The 17,093-nt window shown below is 70.2% G+C and carries 14 protein-coding genes and 1 pseudogene; 10 read left to right on the top strand and 5 right to left on the bottom strand.

Annotated elements, in window-relative coordinates; translation table 11 throughout:
- Positions 1–287 (bottom strand): annotated as a pseudogene (locus tag EAO73_RS02255) (adenylosuccinate lyase); the annotation flags it as partial.
- Between the two features lie 344 nt (positions 288–631).
- Here EAO73_RS02255 and EAO73_RS02250 point away from each other — a divergent pair.
- The 10 genes from EAO73_RS02250 to pssA all read left to right on the top strand — a co-directional run bounded on the left by EAO73_RS02250 (position 632) and on the right by pssA (position 12,290).
- Positions 632–2,413 carry a 3-hydroxyacyl-CoA dehydrogenase family protein gene (locus EAO73_RS02250; protein ID WP_147969753.1) on the top strand — a complete coding sequence of 594 codons (1,782 nt, stop codon included), beginning with the start codon at positions 632–634 and terminating at the stop codon, positions 2,411–2,413.
- A gap of 91 nt (positions 2,414–2,504) precedes the next feature.
- Entirely contained in the window at positions 2,505–3,320 is an 816-nt protein-coding gene (locus tag EAO73_RS02245; protein WP_026243049.1) for a TetR family transcriptional regulator, read from the top strand.
- A gap of 47 nt (positions 3,321–3,367) precedes the next feature.
- Positions 3,368–4,180 carry a GNAT family N-acetyltransferase gene (locus tag EAO73_RS02240; protein WP_191133901.1) on the top strand — a complete coding sequence of 271 codons (813 nt, stop codon included), beginning with the start codon at positions 3,368–3,370 and terminating at the stop codon, positions 4,178–4,180.
- 359 nt (positions 4,181–4,539) lie between these two features.
- Positions 4,540–5,901, top strand: a complete 1,362-nt coding sequence (ccrA, locus tag EAO73_RS02235; protein WP_376552819.1) for a crotonyl-CoA carboxylase/reductase — start codon at positions 4,540–4,542, stop codon at positions 5,899–5,901.
- A 9-nt stretch (positions 5,902–5,910) separates the two neighbouring features.
- Positions 5,911–7,923, top strand: a complete 2,013-nt coding sequence (locus EAO73_RS02230) for a protein meaA (protein ID WP_147969752.1) — start codon at positions 5,911–5,913, stop codon at positions 7,921–7,923.
- The gene (locus tag EAO73_RS02225) at positions 7,920–8,885 is read left to right on the top strand and encodes an HpcH/HpaI aldolase/citrate lyase family protein (protein ID WP_018519857.1); all 966 of its coding nucleotides are present in this window, start codon (positions 7,920–7,922) and stop codon (positions 8,883–8,885) included. The genes EAO73_RS02230 and EAO73_RS02225 overlap by 4 nt, the downstream gene beginning before the upstream one ends.
- Position 8,886: 1 nt before the next feature.
- The gene (locus EAO73_RS02220; RefSeq protein ID WP_018519858.1) at positions 8,887–9,414 is read left to right on the top strand and encodes a MaoC family dehydratase; all 528 of its coding nucleotides are present in this window, start codon (positions 8,887–8,889) and stop codon (positions 9,412–9,414) included.
- A 2-nt stretch (positions 9,415–9,416) separates the two neighbouring features.
- The gene (locus EAO73_RS02215; RefSeq protein ID WP_147969751.1) at positions 9,417–10,622 is read left to right on the top strand and encodes an acyl-CoA dehydrogenase family protein; all 1,206 of its coding nucleotides are present in this window, start codon (positions 9,417–9,419) and stop codon (positions 10,620–10,622) included.
- Positions 10,623–10,804: 182 nt separating this feature from the next.
- Positions 10,805–11,452, top strand: a complete 648-nt coding sequence (locus EAO73_RS02210; RefSeq protein WP_018519860.1) for a phosphatidylserine decarboxylase — start codon at positions 10,805–10,807, stop codon at positions 11,450–11,452.
- The gene (pssA, locus tag EAO73_RS02205) at positions 11,439–12,290 is read left to right on the top strand and encodes a CDP-diacylglycerol--serine O-phosphatidyltransferase (protein WP_191133900.1); all 852 of its coding nucleotides are present in this window, start codon (positions 11,439–11,441) and stop codon (positions 12,288–12,290) included. Before EAO73_RS02210 ends, pssA begins: the two co-directional genes overlap by 14 nt.
- A 64-nt stretch (positions 12,291–12,354) precedes the next feature.
- On the opposite strand, the gene EAO73_RS02200 is transcribed toward pssA, so the two are convergent.
- From EAO73_RS02200 to EAO73_RS02185, 4 genes are read right to left on the bottom strand one after another with little or no spacing between them, the layout of a single operon-like run.
- Entirely contained in the window at positions 12,355–13,395 is a 1,041-nt protein-coding gene (locus EAO73_RS02200) for a LacI family DNA-binding transcriptional regulator (RefSeq protein ID WP_147969750.1), read from the bottom strand.
- Between the two features lie 25 nt (positions 13,396–13,420).
- Entirely contained in the window at positions 13,421–15,124 is a 1,704-nt protein-coding gene (locus tag EAO73_RS02195) for a glycoside hydrolase family 43 protein (RefSeq protein ID WP_147969749.1), read from the bottom strand.
- A 43-nt stretch (positions 15,125–15,167) separates the two neighbouring features.
- Entirely contained in the window at positions 15,168–16,079 is a 912-nt protein-coding gene (locus tag EAO73_RS02190; RefSeq protein WP_147969748.1) for a carbohydrate ABC transporter permease, read from the bottom strand.
- Positions 16,080–16,099: 20 nt separating this feature from the next.
- Positions 16,100–17,050 carry a carbohydrate ABC transporter permease gene (locus EAO73_RS02185; protein ID WP_147969747.1) on the bottom strand — a complete coding sequence of 317 codons (951 nt, stop codon included), beginning with the start codon at positions 17,048–17,050 and terminating at the stop codon, positions 16,100–16,102.
- Positions 17,051–17,093: the final 43 nt, after the last annotated feature.

Raw genomic sequence — 17,093 nt, 5'->3', positions numbered from 1 at the left:
GGGGTGCGGGGGTCGGCGAGGCGGGTCAGGGCGTGTGCGGCGCTGACGCAGCGTTCGGGGTCGCGGTGGTTGAGGAGGAGCACCAGGGGTTCGAAGGCGCGGCGGTCTCCGGCGCAGCCCAGGCGGAACGCGGCGATCTCGCGGGCCCAGAGCGGGCGTTCGCGCTCGACGAGGACCCGGGCCAGTTCCTCGGTGTCCTCGGTGGCGAGCAGGGCACGGCAGGCCGCCGACTCCCCCGTCTCTTCGGCCAGTCGGTGCGTCAGCGAGCGCAACTCCTCGTCATCCATGACTGTCAGCGTAGTGGCGGGCACGCTGCGTGCCCAAAGGCCGCGGAAATGTGGCCCGGACCACAACTCGGCAGGGCTGGCGCGCTCGTTACCCGCCGGTTAAGCTCAGGTGAGCGGGACATTCTCCCGTCGGCTCCGGTGGCCTGGTGACGCAGCCACCCGGAGTGTTGTCGGTTCGGCAGCTGTACGAGACGTGACTCCGGGACAGAGTCCGTCGCTCCCTTCCCCTCCCGTGCGTGGATCACGCCCGGTGGTCGAGCACCACGACAGGCACCTCCCGCACGCCGTGCGCCCCGCGCGCCCCGTGCGTCCCCTCAGTCGTCACTCATCCCTGGAGTCCCGTGATGGACACCCCTCTCTCCACCATTGCCGTCGTCGGCCTCGGCACGATGGGCACCGGTATCTCCGAGGTCCTGGCCCGGTCCGGCCGCGAGGTCATCGGCATCGACGTCGACGAAGCCGCCGCCCGCCAGGCCGTCGCCTCCCTGGAGGCGTCCACCGCCCGCGCCGTGGAGCGCGGGCGGATCACCGAGGAGGAGCGCCGCGACACCCTGGCACGGTTCCGTACGTTCTCCGACCTCCAGGCGGCCGCCGACGCCGAGCTGGTCATCGAGGTCGTGCCGGAGTCGTACGAGATCAAGCAGCAGCTCTTCCGGGAGCTCGACGCGATCGTCTCCCCCACCGCCATCCTCGCCACGGGTACCAACGCCCTGTCCGTGACCCGGCTGGCCGCCGAGTCGCAGCACCCCGAGCGGGTTCTCGGCCTGCACTTCTTCAACCCCGCGCCGGCGATGAAGCTGGTCGAGATCGTCTCCTCGGTGCTGACGGCCCCGCCGGCTGTCGCGGCCGTCACGGAGCTGGCCCGCCTGCTGGGCAAGGAGCCGGTGTCCGTCGGCGACCGGCCCGGGTTCGTCGCCGACGGCCTGCTGTTCGGCTACCTCAACCAGGCCGCCGCGATGTACGAGGCGAACTACGCCACCCGCGAGGACATCGACGCGGCGATGAAGCTGGGCTGCGGTCTGCCGATGGGCCCGCTGGCCCTGCTGGACCTGATCGGCATCGACACGGCCCGTACCGTCCTGGAGGCGATGTACTCCGCCTCGCACGACCGCCTGCACGCCCCCGCCCCCGTCCTCGGCCAGCTCGCCGCCGCCGGGCTGACCGGCCGCAAGGCGGGCCGCGGCTTCTACACGTACGCCGGGCCGGGCAGCCAGACCGTGGTGCCGGACGCGCTGACGCCCGCCCCGCGCGGCGCGGAGGCCACCGGGCGCACCGTGCGGTCGGTGGGCGTCGCCGGCTCCGGGACGATGGCCTCGGGCATCGCCGAGGTCTTCGCCAAGGCGGGGTACGACGTGGTGCTGGCCGCGCGCGGCCAGCAGAAGGCGGACCTGGCCAAGGCCCGGATCGCCAAGTCGCTGGACCGGTCGGTCACCAAGGGCCGGCTGACCGAGCAGGCACGGGACGAGACGCTCGCCCGGATCACGGCCGCGGCCACGCTGGACGCGTTCGCGGAGGTGGACCTGGCCGTGGAGGCGGTCGCCGAGGATCTGGCGGTCAAGCAGCAGCTGTTCGCCACCCTCGACAAGGTGTGCCGGCCCGGCGCGGTGCTGGCCACGACGACCTCCTCGCTGCCCGTCGTGGCGATCGCACGGGCCACCGGGCGGCCCGAGGACGTCGTCGGGATGCACTTCTTCAACCCGGCGCCCGCGATGAAGCTCGTCGAGGTCGTCCGTACGGTGCTGACCGCCGACGAGGTGCACGCCACGGTCCACGAGGTGTGCCTGAAGGTCCGCAAGCACCCGGTGGACTGCGGGGACCGGGCCGGCTTCATCGTGAACGCGCTGCTGTTCCCGTACCTCAACAACGCGATCAAGATGGTCGAGGAGCACTACGCCTCCCTCGACGACATCGACGCCGCGATGAAGCTGGGCGGCGGCTACCCGATGGGCCCGTTCGAGCTGCTGGACGTGGTCGGCCTCGATGTCTCGCTGGCCATCGAGAAGGTGCTGCACAGCGAGTTCCGCGACCCGGGTCTGGCGCCCGCCCCGCTCCTGGAGCACCTGGTGGCCGCGGGCTGCCTGGGCCGCAAGACGGGACGCGGCTTCCGCGAATATGCCCGGCGCTGACGCGGGAGCCGGCTGGGGCGGGCTGCTCGGTCCTCCGGGCGGCCCGCCCCCGCAGGCGCGCTCTCCTGCACCGATGCAGTACGTTCACACCATGTCCCAGCCCGCCAGGTCCTCCCGAGTGTCCGCCGCGCCCGACGTCCCGGAAAGTGCCGCAGGCACCCGAGCCGCGGCCCAGCGGCTCAAAATGCGCCGCGAGCTGGCCGCCGCGGCGATGGAACTCTTCGCGACGAAGGGGTACGAAGCCACCACGGTCGACGAGATCGCCGGCGCGGCGGGCGTGGCCCGGCGGACCTTCTTCCGGCACTTCCGCTCCAAGGAAGAGGCCATCTTCCCGGACCACGACGACACCCTCGTACGGGCCGAGGCGGTCCTCAACGCCGCGCCGGCGCACGAGCACCCGCTCGACACGGTGTGCCGGGGCATCAAGGAAGTCATGCGGATGTACGCGGCCAAGCCCGCGGTCTCCGTGGCCCGTTACAAGCTGACCCGTGAGGTGCCGACCCTGCGGCAGGCGGAGATCGCCTCGGTGGCCCGCTACGAGCGGCTGTTCACGCGCTATCTGCTGGGCCACTTCGACGAGCGCGACCACCACCCCGGCAATGACGACCCGTTGCTGGCCGAGGTCGCCGCGTCCGCCGTCGTCACCGCGCACAACCATGTGCTGCGCCGCTGGCTGCGGGCGGACGGGCAGGGCGATGTGGAGGCACAGCTCGACCAGGCCTTCGCCATCGTGCGGGACACGTTCGGCACCGGGATCGGCGCGGGCCGCACGGCCGGTGCGGAGCCCGCGAAGCCGCCGGCCGCCTCGGTGGAGACCCAGGGCGAGGTGCTGGTCGCGGTGGCGCGTACGGACGCACCGCTGGACGAAGTGATGCGGACGATCCAGCAGGCGCTGAAGGAGCGCTGAGCCGGAAACCGTTTGCCGGGCGGGCCCCCCGGTGCTGAGCTGGCCCGATGAACGATCATGTGACATCGGACCGGGCCCGCCTCCTCGCCGACTTCGACCGGGCGATGCGCGAGCACGCGCCGCCCGACGGCCCCGGCGTCCGCGTGGAACGCGTGGGTGACGTCGTACGGCAGGTGGGCGCCGCGCACGACTGGAACGGGGTGTGCTGGTCCTCCCCCGACCTGGACGGCGTCCGGGCGGACGCGGCCATCGCGGAGCAGGTGGCGCACTGCGAGCGGGTGGGCTGCGACGCGTTCGAGTGGAAGCTGTACGGGCACGACCGGCCCGGCGACCTGGGGGCGCGGCTGCTGGCGGCCGGCTTCGAGGCCGAGGAGCCGGAGACGCTGCTCGTGGCGCGGGTGGCGGAGCCGGCGACGGCGGTGCGGCTGCCGGAGGGCGTCCGGCTGGAAGAGGTGCGGGACGAGGCGGGCGCCGAGCTGATGGCGCGCGCCCATGAGCGGGCGTTCGGCAAGGACGGGTCGTGGCTCCGCCAGCAGGTCACGGCCCGGCTGCGGGAGGACCCGGAGCACTTCGTGGCACTGGTGGCCATGGCGGGCGACGAGCCGGTCAGCTCCGCCCGGATGGAGCTGTACCCGGGCACGGGATTCGCGGGGCTGTGGGGCGGCGGTACGGCCGAGGAGTGGCGCGGGCGGGGGATCTACCGGGCCCTGGTGGCCTTCCGGGCGGGCGTGGCGGCGGAGCGCGGCTTCCGGTATCTCCAGGTCGACGCGACCGAGGACAGCCGCCCGATCCTGGAGCGGCTCGGCTTCACGGTCCTGACCACCACGACTCCGTACGTCTATCGCCGCGCCTCCTCCTGACCGGACCTCCAGGCGGACACTCATGGGCGATTCGGCCCATACCGCCGCCCGTGTTGCTCATGCGTGGCAGTCGACTGACAATTGAGGGAAATTACTGGCACCGAGTGCCTTGTCAGCTGTCACGCAGTGCCATACGTTGAAGGCGTCCGGGCGGCCGGCGTGCTGGGATCTCACGTACGCCGGCTGTCCCCGCAAGCCACCGCGCTTGCGCGCCCGGACGCCTGCGTCACCAGGCAACCCTTCTGCTCCACAGAGCAAGCCGAGCACCACCCGCCGAACCGACGGCACACCTCCAGACCCGTTCCCCCTGTCCGCAGGGACCCTCAGCGTTCCCTGACGCAGCACTGCCGGAGGCACCCGTGAAGGAAATCCTGGACGCGATCCAGTCGCAGACCGAAGCGAAGGGCGGCTCCGCCGCGCCCACCGCCGCCGACTTCGCGGCGCTGTCGATCCCCGAGTCGTACCGCGCGGTCACCGTGCACAAGGACGAGGCGGAGATGTTCGCCGGGGTGGACAGCCGCGACAAGGACCCGCGCAAGTCCCTCCACGTGGAGGACGTGCCGGTGCCGGAGCTCGGTCCTGGCGAGGCCCTGGTCGCGGTCATGGCCAGCTCGGTGAACTACAACTCCGTCTGGACCTCCATATTCGAGCCGGTCTCCACCTTCGGCTTCCTGGAGCGCTACGGCCGGGTCAGCGAGCTCACCAAGCGCCACGACCTGCCGTATCACATCATCGGCTCCGACCTCGCGGGCGTCGTCCTGCGCACCGGCCCCGGCGTCAACGCCTGGAAGCCCGGTGACGAGGTCGTCGCGCACTGCCTCTCGGTCGAACTGGAGTCCTCGGACGGCCACAACGACACGATGCTCGACCCGGAGCAGCGCATCTGGGGCTTCGAGACCAACTTCGGCGGCCTGGCGGAGATCGCCCTCGTCAAGTCCAACCAGCTGATGCCGAAGCCGGACCACCTCAGCTGGGAGGAGGCCGCGTCTCCCGGGCTCGTCAACTCCACCGCGTACCGCCAGCTCGTCTCGCGCAATGGCGCCGGCATGAAGCAGGGCGACAACGTGCTGATCTGGGGCGCCAGCGGCGGCCTCGGCTCGTACGCCACGCAGTTCGCGCTGGCCGGCGGCGCCAACCCGATCTGTGTCGTCTCCAGCGACCAGAAGGCGGAGATCTGCCGGAAGATGGGCGCCGAGGCGATCATCGACCGCAACGCCGAGGGCTACAAGTTCTGGAAGGACGAGCAGAACCAGGACCCGCGCGAATGGAAGCGGTTCGGCAAGCGCATCCGTGAGCTGACCGGCGGCGAGGACGTGGACATCGTCTTCGAGCACCCCGGCCGCGAGACGTTCGGCGCGAGCGTCTACGTGACGCGCAAGGGCGGCACGATCGTCACCTGCGCCTCCACCTCGGGCTACAACCACGAGTACGACAACCGCTACCTGTGGATGTCGCTCAAGCGCATCATCGGCTCCCACTTCGCCAACTACCGCGAGGCGTGGGAGGCCAACCGCCTGATCGCCAAGGGCAAGATCCACCCGACGCTCTCCAAGGTCTACTCGCTGGAGGAGACCGGCCAGGCCGCCCACGACGTGCACCGCAACGCCCACCAGGGCAAGGTCGGCGTCCTGGCGCTGGCCCCGCGCGAGGGCATGGGCGTGCGCGACCACGAGATGCGCGAGAAGCACCTGGACGCCATCAACCGCTTCCGGAACGTCTGAGGTCCCGAGATGACCGAACGCCAGAAGGACCGCCCCTGGCTCATGCGGACGTACGCGGGCCACTCCACGGCCGAGGCGTCCAACGAGCTCTACCGGCGCAACCTCGCCAAGGGCCAGACGGGTCTGTCGGTCGCCTTCGACCTGCCGACCCAGACGGGGTACGACCCCGACCACATCCTGGCCCGCGGCGAGGTCGGCCGGGTCGGTGTGCCCGTGTCGCACCTCGGTGACATGCGCCGGCTGTTCCAGGACATCCCCCTGGAGCAGATGAACACCTCGATGACGATCAACGCCACCGCCATGTGGCTGCTGGCGCTCTACCAGGTCGTCGCCGAGGAGCAGGGTGCCGACCCGGGCAAGCTCCAGGGCACCACGCAGAACGACATCGTCAAGGAGTACCTGTCGCGCGGGACGCACGTCTTCCCGCCCGGCCCCTCGCTGCGGCTGACCACCGACATGATCACGTACACGGTCAACCGCATCCCCAAGTGGAACCCGATCAACATCTGCAGCTACCACCTCCAGGAGGCCGGGGCCACCCCGGTCCAGGAGATCGCGTACGCGATGTCGACGGCCGTCGCGGTCCTCGACGCGGTGCGCGCCTCCGGGCAGGTGCCCGAGGAGAAGTTCGGGGCCGTCGTCGCGCGGATCTCGTTCTTCGTGAACGCGGGTGTCCGCTTCATCGAGGAGATGTGCAAGATGCGCGCCTTCGGCCGCATCTGGGACCGCGTCACCCGCGAGCGCTACGGCATCACGGACGCCAAGCAGCGCCGGTTCCGCTACGGCGTCCAGGTCAACTCGCTGGGCCTGACCGAGGCGCAGCCGGAGAACAACGTCCAGCGCATCGTGCTGGAGATGCTGGCCGTGACCCTCTCCAAGGACGCCCGCGCCCGCGCCGTGCAACTTCCCGCCTGGAACGAGGCGCTGGGCCTCCCCCGGCCCTGGGACCAGCAGTGGTCGCTGCGCATCCAGCAGGTCCTCGCCCACGAGAGCGACCTGCTGGAGTACGAGGACATCTTCGCCGGATCGCACGTCATCGAGGCCAAGGTCGACGAGCTGGTCACCGACTCGCTGGCCGAGATGGACCGGATCGAGCAGATGGGCGGCGCCATGGCGGCCGTCGAGTCGGGCTACCTCAAGTCCGAGCTGGTTTCCTCGCACGCCGAGCGGCGGGCCCGGATCGAGGCCGGTGACGAGAAGATCATCGGCGTCAACGTCTACGAGACGACCGAGCCCAACCCGCTGACCGCCGACCTCGACGGGGCGATCATGACGGTCGACCCGGCGAACGAGGCGCGGGTGGTCGCCGCGCTCCACCAGTGGCGCGACAACCGCGACGAGCCCCGCGCCACCGAGGCGCTGGCCGCGCTGAAGAAGGCCGCGGCGGGCACCGAGAACCTGATGGAGGCGACCGTCGAGTGCGCCCGCGCCGGGGTGACCACCGGTGAGTGGTCCTGGGCGCTGCGGGACGTGTTCGGCGAGTTCCGGGCGCCGACCGGGGTGTCGTCCGCCCCGGTCGCGGTGACCGCCGAGGAGGGCTCGCCGCTCGCCGTCGTGCGCGAGAAGACCGCGCGGACCGCCGAGGACCTGGGTGTCGGGCGGCTGCGGCTGCTCGTCGGCAAGCCGGGCCTGGACGGGCACTCCAACGGCGCCGAGCAGATCGCGGTGCGGGCCAGGGACGCCGGCTTCGAGGTCGTCTACCAGGGCATCCGTCTGACGCCCGAGCAGATCGTCTCGGCCGCCGTCGCCGAGGACGTGCACTGCGTCGGCCTGTCCATCCTGTCCGGCTCGCACGCCGAACTGGTGCCGGACGTGCTGACCCGGCTGCGCCGCACCGGGGCCGGCGACATCCCGGTCATCGCCGGCGGCATCATTCCCCCGGCCGACGCCGAGGCCCTGATCAGGGCGGGTGTCGCCGCCGTGTTCACCCCGAAGGACTTCGGCATCACCGAGATCATCGGCCGTATCGTCGACGAGATCCGGAAAGCGAACAAGCTCGACCCTCTGGAGGTCCCCGCATGACCACCCCCGTCAACCGCCTGCGCCCGCGCCGCTCGTGTCTGGCCGTGCCCGGCTCGAACCCCCGGTTCCTGGAGAAGGCCCAGGGCCTCCCCGCCGACCAGGTGTTCCTGGACCTGGAGGACGCCTGCGCGCCGCTCGCCAAGGAGGGCGCCCGCCACCACATCGTCGACGCGCTGAACAACGGCGACTGGACGGGCAAGACCCGGGTGGTCCGGGTCAACGACTGGACGACGCACTGGACGTACCGGGACGTCATCACGGTCGTCGAGGGCGCGGGGCCGAACCTCGACTGCATCATGCTGCCGAAGGTCCAGGACGCCCAGCAGGTCGTCGCGCTGGACCTGCTGCTGACCCAGATCGAGAAAACGATGGGCTTCGAGGTCGGGAAGATCGGCATCGAGGCGCAGATCGAGAACGCCAAGGGCCTCGTCAACATCGACGAGATCGGCGCCGCCTCGCCCCGCCTGGAGACGCTGATCTTCGGCCCGGCCGACTTCATGGCGTCGATCAACATGAAGACCCTGGTCGTCGGCCAGCAGCCGCCCGGCTACCCGGCGGACGCCTACCACTACATCCTCATGCGCATCCTGATGGCGGCCCGTACGCACGACCTCCAGGCGATCGACGGCCCCTTCCTCCAGATCCGCGACGTGGACGCCTACCGCGAGGTGGCCGGCCGTGCGGCGGCGCTCGGCTTCGACGGCAAGTGGGTGCTGCACCCCGGCCAGGTCGACGCGGCGAACGAGGTGTTCTCGCCCTCGCAGGAGGACTACGACCACGCCGAGCTGATCCTGGACGCCTACGACTGGTGCACCTCCGAGGAGGGCGGCAAGAAGGGCTCCGCGATGCTCGGCGACGAGATGATCGACGAGGCCAGCCGCAAGATGGCCCTGGTCATCGCGGGCAAGGGCCGGGCGGCCGGCATGCAGCGCACCTCCAAGTTCGAAGCCCCGGAGGCCTGATATGCAGTTCGGACGCACTTACGAGGAATTCGAGGTCGGTGCGGTCTACAAGCACTGGCCCGGAAAGACCGTCACCGAATACGACGACCACCTCTTCTGCCTGCTGACCATGAATCATCACCCGCTGCACATGGACAGCAACTACGCGGAGAGCACGACCGATTTCGGTAAGAACGTCGTCGTGGGCAACTACATCTACTCGCTGCTGCTCGGGATGTCGGTGCCGGACGTCTCCGGAAAGGCCATCGCCAACCTGGAGATCGAGTCCCTGAAGCACGTGGCGCCGACCTTCCACGGCGACACGATCTACGGCGAGACCACCGTTCTGGACAAGACGCCGTCGCGGTCCAAGAGCGACCGCGGAATCGTCTACGTGGAGACCAAGGGCTACAAGCAGGACGGCACGCTGGTCTGCGTGTTCCGCCGCAAGGTCATGGTCCCGACCGAGACGTACATCAAGGAGCGGGGCGGGGAACAGCCCGGCCGCCCGGAGCTCAGCCAGCCTTCGCAGAAGAACGTGGAGAAGTAGCCATGACGCGACTCGCCCAGACGGCCGGGCTCACCGAGGTCCAGCAGGAGATCCTCTCGACGGTCAGGGATTTCGTCGACAAGGAGATCATTCCGGTCGCGACGCAGCTGGAACACCGCGACGAGTACCCCACCGAGATCGTCGAGGGGCTGAAGGAACTCGGCGTGTTCGGCCTGATGATCCCCGAGGAGTACGGCGGTCTGGGCGAGTCGCTGCTCACGTACGCGCTGTGCGTGGAGGAGATCGCCCGGGGCTGGATGAGCGTGTCGGGCATCATCAACACGCACTTCATCGTGGCGTACATGCTCAAGCAGCACGGCACCCAGGAGCAGAAGGACACCTTCCTGCCGCGAATGGCGCTGGGCGAGGTGCGGGGCGCGTTCTCGATGTCCGAGCCGGCGCTCGGCTCGGACGTCTCGGCGATCAGCTCCAAGGGCGTCCGGGACGGCGACGAGTACGTCCTCAACGGCCAGAAGATGTGGCTGACGAACGGCGGTACGTCCTCACTCGTCGCCGTCCTGTGCCGAAGTGACGAAGGACACCCCGAGGGCACCGCCCCGCACAAGTCGATGACGACGTTCCTGGTCGAGAAGGAACCCGGCTTCGGCGAGGTCCGCCCGGGGCTCACGATTCCCGGCAAGATCGACAAGATGGGCTACAAGGGGGTCGATACCACCGAGCTCATCATGGACGGACTGCGAGTTCCGGCCAATCGTGTGCTGGGCGGGGTCACCGGCCGAGGGTTTTACCAAATGATGGACGGAGTCGAGGTCGGCCGGGTGAATGTCGCGGCCCGTGGCTGCGGCGTCGCACAGCGTGCGTTCGAACTGGGCGTTTCCTACGCACAGCAGCGCCAGACCTTCGGAAAGCCCATCGCGCAGCACCAGGCGATCCAGTTCAAGCTGGCCGAAATGGCCACCAAGGTCGAGGCCGCCCATGCGATGATGGTAAATGCAGCTCGCAAAAAGGACTCCGGGGAGCGAAACGACCTGGAGGCAGGGATGGCGAAGTACCTCGCCTCCGAGTACTGCAAGGAAGTCGTCGAGGACGCCTTCCGTATCCACGGCGGTTACGGCTTCTCCAAGGAGTACGAGATCGAGCGCCTCTACCGCGAGGCCCCGATGCTGCTGATCGGTGAAGGTACCGCCGAGATCCAGAAAATGATCATCGGGCGCCGACTCCTTGAGGAGTACCGTTTCCAGGGTTGATTGTCCCTTTCGAGGTGATTTAGCCGCGAAGAAGATCACACCCTGTCATCCTCAACCGGTGCCTTCCAGACGTCCGACTCGGCTGCTGGCTTGCCCAGTTGCGGTCAGCAACCGATAACATCGCCGGTAAAAGCCGCCGTCCCCCGTTGCCAGCGCGGCTCAATCCGCTACGAAGGTCATCCATGCCCGACAGCCATACCTCTGCCTCACGCGGCCGGGTCCGCATCGCACGCGGAGCTTCGCCGTGGCTCCTGCCGACCGTCGCCACCGCCGCCCTCAGCCTGACCCGCGCCCGCCGGTCCGGGCGCTGGGCGGCCGTGGCCGTGCCCACCACCGCGCTCGCGGCGGGCATGCTCTGGTTCTTCCGGGACCCGGAGCGCGAGATCACCGGGGGGCGCGTCATCTCACCGGCCGACGGCGTGGTGCAGAGCATCATGCCGTGGAAGGACGGGCGCACCCGCGTCGCGATCTTCATGAGCCCGCTGAACGTGCACGTGAACCGCGCGCCGCTCGCCGGCACGGTGACGTCGGTGGAGCACGTGCCGGGTGGCTTCGTCCCCGCGTTCAACAAGGAGAGCGAGAACAACGAGCGCGTTGTCTGGCACTTCGACACCGAACTGGGCGACATCGAGATGGTGCAGATCGCGGGTGCTGTCGCGCGGCGCATCGTGCCCTACATCCCGCAGGGCACGAAGGTGGAGCAGGGTGAGCGCATCGGGCTGATCCGCTTCGGCTCCCGCGTCGACATCTACCTCCCGGAAGGTGTGGACGTCGCGGTCGAGGTCGGCCAGGCCACTACCGCGGGGGTGACTCGCATTGACCGTGATTGATCCCGACACACAGGCCGGCTGGGTACCCGAGGCCGAGGAGGACGACGCCGACGACATGCCGCTCTCGCTGCGGCTGTCGATAGCGGACACCCTCACGCTCGGTAACGCGACGTGCGGTTTCATGGCGGTGTACTTCACCACCACGGGCATCCTGATCCCGCACCTCACGGGCAGCGACGAGAGCGGCATGGCGCGGCACTCCGCGGCCACCGCCGTGATCCTCATGCTCATGGCAGCGATCTTCGACCTGTTCGACGGGCTCGTGGCCCGCAAGCTGCGCTCCTCGCCGATGGGCGCCGAGCTGGACAACCTCTCGGACCTCATCAGCTTCGGGCTCGCCCCGGCGTACTTCGTCCTCGTGTACGGCATGGTCGCGGACGACGCACACCAGCGGGTCTCGGCGCTCGCGGCGATCGTGGTGCTGCTGGCGGTGGTGCTCAGACTCGCGCGGTTCTCGTGCGTGACCTTGAAGGACGGCATGTTCCAGGGCATGCCGAGCCCCTTCGGAGCGCTGACGGTCATCTCGATCGTGCTCCTGGAGCTGCCCTTCGTGCCGACGTTGCTCGCGATCATCGGAGTGGCGTGGCTGATGGTCAGCCGGGTCGAGTACCCCAAGCCGCGGGGTGTCCTCGCGGTGGCCATGCTCGGCTGGATCGTGGCCGCGATGGGGCTGCTGGCGGCGTGGGCGCTGGACGCCCCCGGCGGTCAGCTGCTCCTGCAGACCGGCTGCGCGCTCCAGGTGGTCCTGGGTGCGGTCATCCCGCTCTTCGCGACCGCCCGCCGGGTGAACACCTTCCGTGACAACCGGCGCGAGGCGCGCGCGGCGCAGCTGCCGTAACCGCTGTACGACGGACAAGAGGGCCCGGACGCCACAAGGCGTCCGGGCCCTCTCGCATGGCCGCTCAGGCGCTCCCGGGGGCGGCGGTGGAGCCGCGTACCTCCAGGCGCGTCGAGAGTTCCAGACGCAGGGTGTCGACCTGCTCGCCGTCGATGATCCGCAGCAGCGTGGTGGCCGCCATGGAGGCCATCTCCAGCAGGGGCTGGCGCACGGTCGTCAGGGCGGGGTGGGTCCAGCGCGCCACGGGCAGGTCGTCGAAGCCGACCACGCTCATGTCGGCCGGGATCTCCAGGCCCCGGGCCCGCAGCACCTCGAAGGCGCCGAGTGCCTGGAGGTCGCTGGCCGCGAAGACCGCGGTGGGCGGCTCCTCGCCGCGCCCGGCTGCCCCGTCGAGGAGCCGTGCCATCTCCTGCCGGCCCGAGCGGTCGTTGAACTCGCCGTGCGAGACCCAGCCCTCCGGTACGGGCAGCTCGGCGCGTTCCATGGCCGCCCGGAAGCCGTCGGCACGGGCCCGGCTGCACAGCAGCTGCCGGGGTCCGGCGAGGTGCGCGATCCGGGTGTGGCCCAGCTCGATCAGGTGCTCGGTGGCGCTGACGGCGCCGGCCCAGTTGGTGGCGCCGACCGTGGGGACCAGGGCGTCGACACTGCCGACCGGGTCGACCAGCACGAAGGGGATGTCCATCGCGCTGAGCCGTCTGCGCTGCTGCGAGGTGAGGTCGGAGACGACCAGGATCGCCCCGCTGCTGCGGCGCGCGGCCAGCTGGTCCAGCCACTCCCGGGTGTCGGCGCTGCGTCCGTGGACCGCGGAGAGCACCATGCTGGCGCCCGCCTCGGCCAGGACCTCGTCGACGCCCCGGATGATCTCGACGGACCAGAGGCTGTCGAGTTCGTTGAGGACCAGGTCGACCACGCTGCCCCGGCGGCGGGCGGGGCGCCGTTCGTAGCCGAGGTCGTCCATGACGGACTCGACGCGCTCCTTGGTCTCGGCGGAGACGTCGGAGCGGTCGTTGAGCACCTTGGACACCGTGGAGACGGAGACACCGGCCACCGAGGCGATCATGTTCAGGGTGACCTTGCCCGGGGTGCCGGTGGTCTCCGTCGTCATCCTTGCCGTCCGTTTCCGCGTGTGGTCACTGTGCTGCCGTTCCGGGAAGGGTATCGGCCCGGTATTCGGTCCAGTCGAAGTCGGCGGGTGCCCCGGCGCCCGTGAGGTCCTGGGCGCACAGGCCGATGAACGCGCCGGTGAAACCCCAGGTGCGGAAGTGGCCGGTGTCCGGGTCGCCCTGGGTGGCGCTCTCGTCGGAGAGCGGGGTGGTGTCCAGCTCGGGCCCGGCCGGCTGCCAGGCGTCCTGCCCCGGCTGCCGTACGGCGAACCGGGCGCGGTCGCCCCGTACGGTCAGCCGCAGCTCCAGGGGGCCGTCCCCCACGGGGAGCGGGTCGCAGGGCTCGGTGTAGACGCCGTGGCCGCAGACGCCGAGGCGTACGACGCGGCCGAGCGCCTCGTCCCAGGTGAGGTGGAGGTAGTGCCAGAGCGTCGAGTTGTAGTAGTGGACCAGTCCGGCCATCTGGAGCGGTGAGCCGGGGTCGGCGCTCATCGTGGTGGTGAAGGTGAGGCCGGGATCCTGCTGGCGGCGGGCGACCAGGGACTGGTGGTGGGTGGAGCCGAGGGACTGGGCGCCGCGCAGCCTCAGGTGGCCGGGGCGCTCGGTGAGGCTCAGCCACTCCGGGCCGGGGTGTCTGCGCAGGGTGGACCAGACGGGGCCGAGCACCGGTGCGTCGAAGTCGTCCCGGGCGGGCGTCGCGGGGACGGGGACCGGCGGGAGCGCGGGGCCGGGCACAGTGGTGCGCGGGGTGGCCGGGGCGTCCTCGTCCGGTGCGGCGGCCAGTCGCGGCCAGCCGTCGAGCGTCCAGTCGATGCGCTGGATCGCGGTCTCCCGGCCCATGATGCAGGCGCCGAGCGGGCTGAGCGGGCGGGCGACGAGGTGGGCGAGGAACCACTCCCCGGCAGGGGTGGCGACGAGGCTGCCGTGGCCGGCCTTCTGGAGCGGGTGCTCCTCGTGTCCGGCGGAGGTGAGCAGCGGCCCGGCCGGGTCGGTCTCGTACGGCCCCTCCGGGCGGCGGGCGCGGGCGACGGTGACGGCGTGGTTCCAGCCGGTGCCGCCCTCGGCGGTGACCAGGTAGTACCGGCCGTCGCGGTGGTAGAGATGGGGGCCCTCGGTGTGGGCGAGCCCGGTGCCGGTGAAGATGCGGTGGACCGGGCCGGTGACGCCACGGGCGGCGCGGTCCCATTCCTGGAGCAGGATCCCGCCGAAGGGATGGCGGCCGGGGCGGTGGTCCCACTCCATCCACAGGGCCCAGCTGCGTCCGTCGCCGCCGGGCCCGTCGTCGTGGAAGAGCGAGGGGTCGAAGCCGTGCGAGGGGAACGGCACCGGGTCGGACCAGGGCCCCTGCGGGGTGGGGGCGGTGATGACCTGGTTGCGTACGTCCTTGAACGCGCCGGAGAGGTTGGTGACGTCGCTGTAGACGAGGTGGAACTGCCCGTCGGTGTACGAGAGGCAGGGCGCCCAGACCCCGCCGGAGTCGGGTCTCCCGGTCAGTTCGACCAGCCGTTCCTGGTCCAGCACGCCGCCCAGGGAGCGCCAGTGCACAAGGTCGCGGGAGTGGTGGAGGGTGACGCCGGGGAGCCATTCGAAGGTGGAGGTGGCGATGTAGTAGTCGTCGCCGACCCGCAGGATCGAGGGGTCGGGGTGGAATCCGGGCAGCACGGGGTTGGTGATGGCCCCGGCGCTGTCGACGGTGGGGCCGGGTTCGCGGACGCTCGGCGCGGCGGTCATGGGTCTCCTGATACGTGGATGCGGAGGGGGGACGTGCCGCCGGTCAGCCCTTGACGGCGCCGGCCATCACTCCCGAGACGATGCGGCGGGCCAGGACGGTGAAGACGACCAGCACCGGGAGGACGGACACCACGACGCCCGCGAGCATGAGCGTGTAGTCGGTGTAGTAGCCGGCCGCGAGCTGGTTGAGGGCGATCTGCACGGTGCCGTTCTCCGGGGGCAGCGCGATGAGCGGCCAGAAGTAGTCGTTCCAGGCGAACATGAAGGTGAACATCCCGAGCACGGTGGCGGTGGTGCGTACGCCGGGCACCACCACGTGCCAGTAGGTGCGCAGCAGGCCCGCGCCGTCCATGCGGGCGGCCTCGATCAATTCGTCGGGGATGTTCTCCTCGACGGCCTGCCGCATCCAGAAGACGCCGATCGCGGAAACCAGGGCCGGGACGATGAGCGCGGAGAGCTTCCCGTACAGGCCCATGTCGGTGACGAGCATGTAGAGCGGGATGATGCCGAGCTGGGTCGGGACCATGACGGTGACGACGACGCAGACCAGGAGGAAGCCGCGGCCGGGGAAGCGCAGTTTGGCGAAGGCGAAGCCGGCCAGGGAGGAGAGCAGCACGTTGCTGACGGCGGTGGTCGAGGCGACGATCAGCGAGTTGCCGAGGGCCTGCCAGAACGCGGACAGCTCGAAGACGCGCTGGATGTTCTCGAAGAGGTGCCCGCCGGGGATCAGGGGCGGGGTCGAGCCGGCGAGGACCGAGTTGTCGTCGTGCGAGGCGACGACGAAGCTCCAGTAGAGCGGGAAGACCGAGGCCGCGGTGATGGCGGCGAGCACGGCGTACGCGAGTGCGCCGGGCCGGTCCGGGCAGCGGGGGCCGGTGCGGGGCGGTTTGTGGCGGCGGCCGTGCCCTTCGGCGCGGCGGGGTGCGGGGACCCGGGTGGGTGTGGTGACGGCCATGGGATTCTCCTGATACCGGGTCAGCCGCGGTCGGAACGGCGTACGAGCAGGAAGTTCAGTGCGGCGACGACCGCGATGACGAGGAAGAGCACCCAGGAGATGGCGGAGGCGTATCCGGCGTCGTTGTTGATGAAGCCGTACTTGTAGAGCATCAGCGTGAGCGTCTGGAACTGGTGCTCGGCGCCGCCCTCGGCGTTGCCCTGCTGGTCGAAGAGGAAGGGTTCGGCGAAGAGCTGGAGGCCGCCGATGGTGGAGATGACCACGGTGAACACGACGGTGGGGCGGATCGCCGGGAGGGTGACCTTGAGGAACGTGCGCAGCCGCCCCGCACCGTCGATCTGCGCGGACTCGTACAGCTCGCGGGGCACGGCCTGCATCGCGGCGAGGTAGATCAGGGCGTTGTAGCCGGTCCAGCGCCACATGACCATGAAGCTGATCGCGAGGTGCGAACTCCAGGTGTCGGCGGTCCAGTCGACCGGGGAGCTGATGATGCCCAGTCCCTCCAGGGCCCAGTTGACGATGCCGAAGTCCCGGCCGAAGAGCTGCGAGAACACGAGGGCGACTGCGACGACGGAGACGTACTGCGGGACGAGGACGAGGGCCCGCCACACGCTGCTGGCGCGCAGTTTGCGGTCCAGCAGCCAGGCCAGCGCGATGGCGGCAACCAGCTGAGGTGCGGTGGAGAGCACGAAGATGCTCAGCGTGTTGTAGGTGGCCGTGTAGAAGTCGGAGTCGCCGAGGAGTCGGGTGAAGTTGTCGAGCCCGGTCCAGTCGCCGGGTCCGGCGAGGCGGTCCCAGTCGTGGAGCGAGACCCAGAAGGTCTGGAGCAGCGGGTAGAGCCCGAAGATGCCGAAGACGACGAAGAAGGGGGCGATGAAGAGGTAGGGCAGCAGGTGCCGTTCCGGCCGCAGCCGGCCGGCTCGGCGTCCGCTCCTTCCGGGGCCCGGGGGGATGCGTGCCTGGAGCGCCATGCGCGTACTCCGTGTGGTGTGTCGGGGTCGGACGGGGTGGGGT

The organism is Streptomyces sp. col6 (genome assembly GCF_008042035.1).
GTDB lineage: Bacteria > Actinomycetota > Actinomycetes > Streptomycetales > Streptomycetaceae > Streptomyces.
This window is presented reverse-complemented; position numbering and strand designations above follow the sequence as displayed.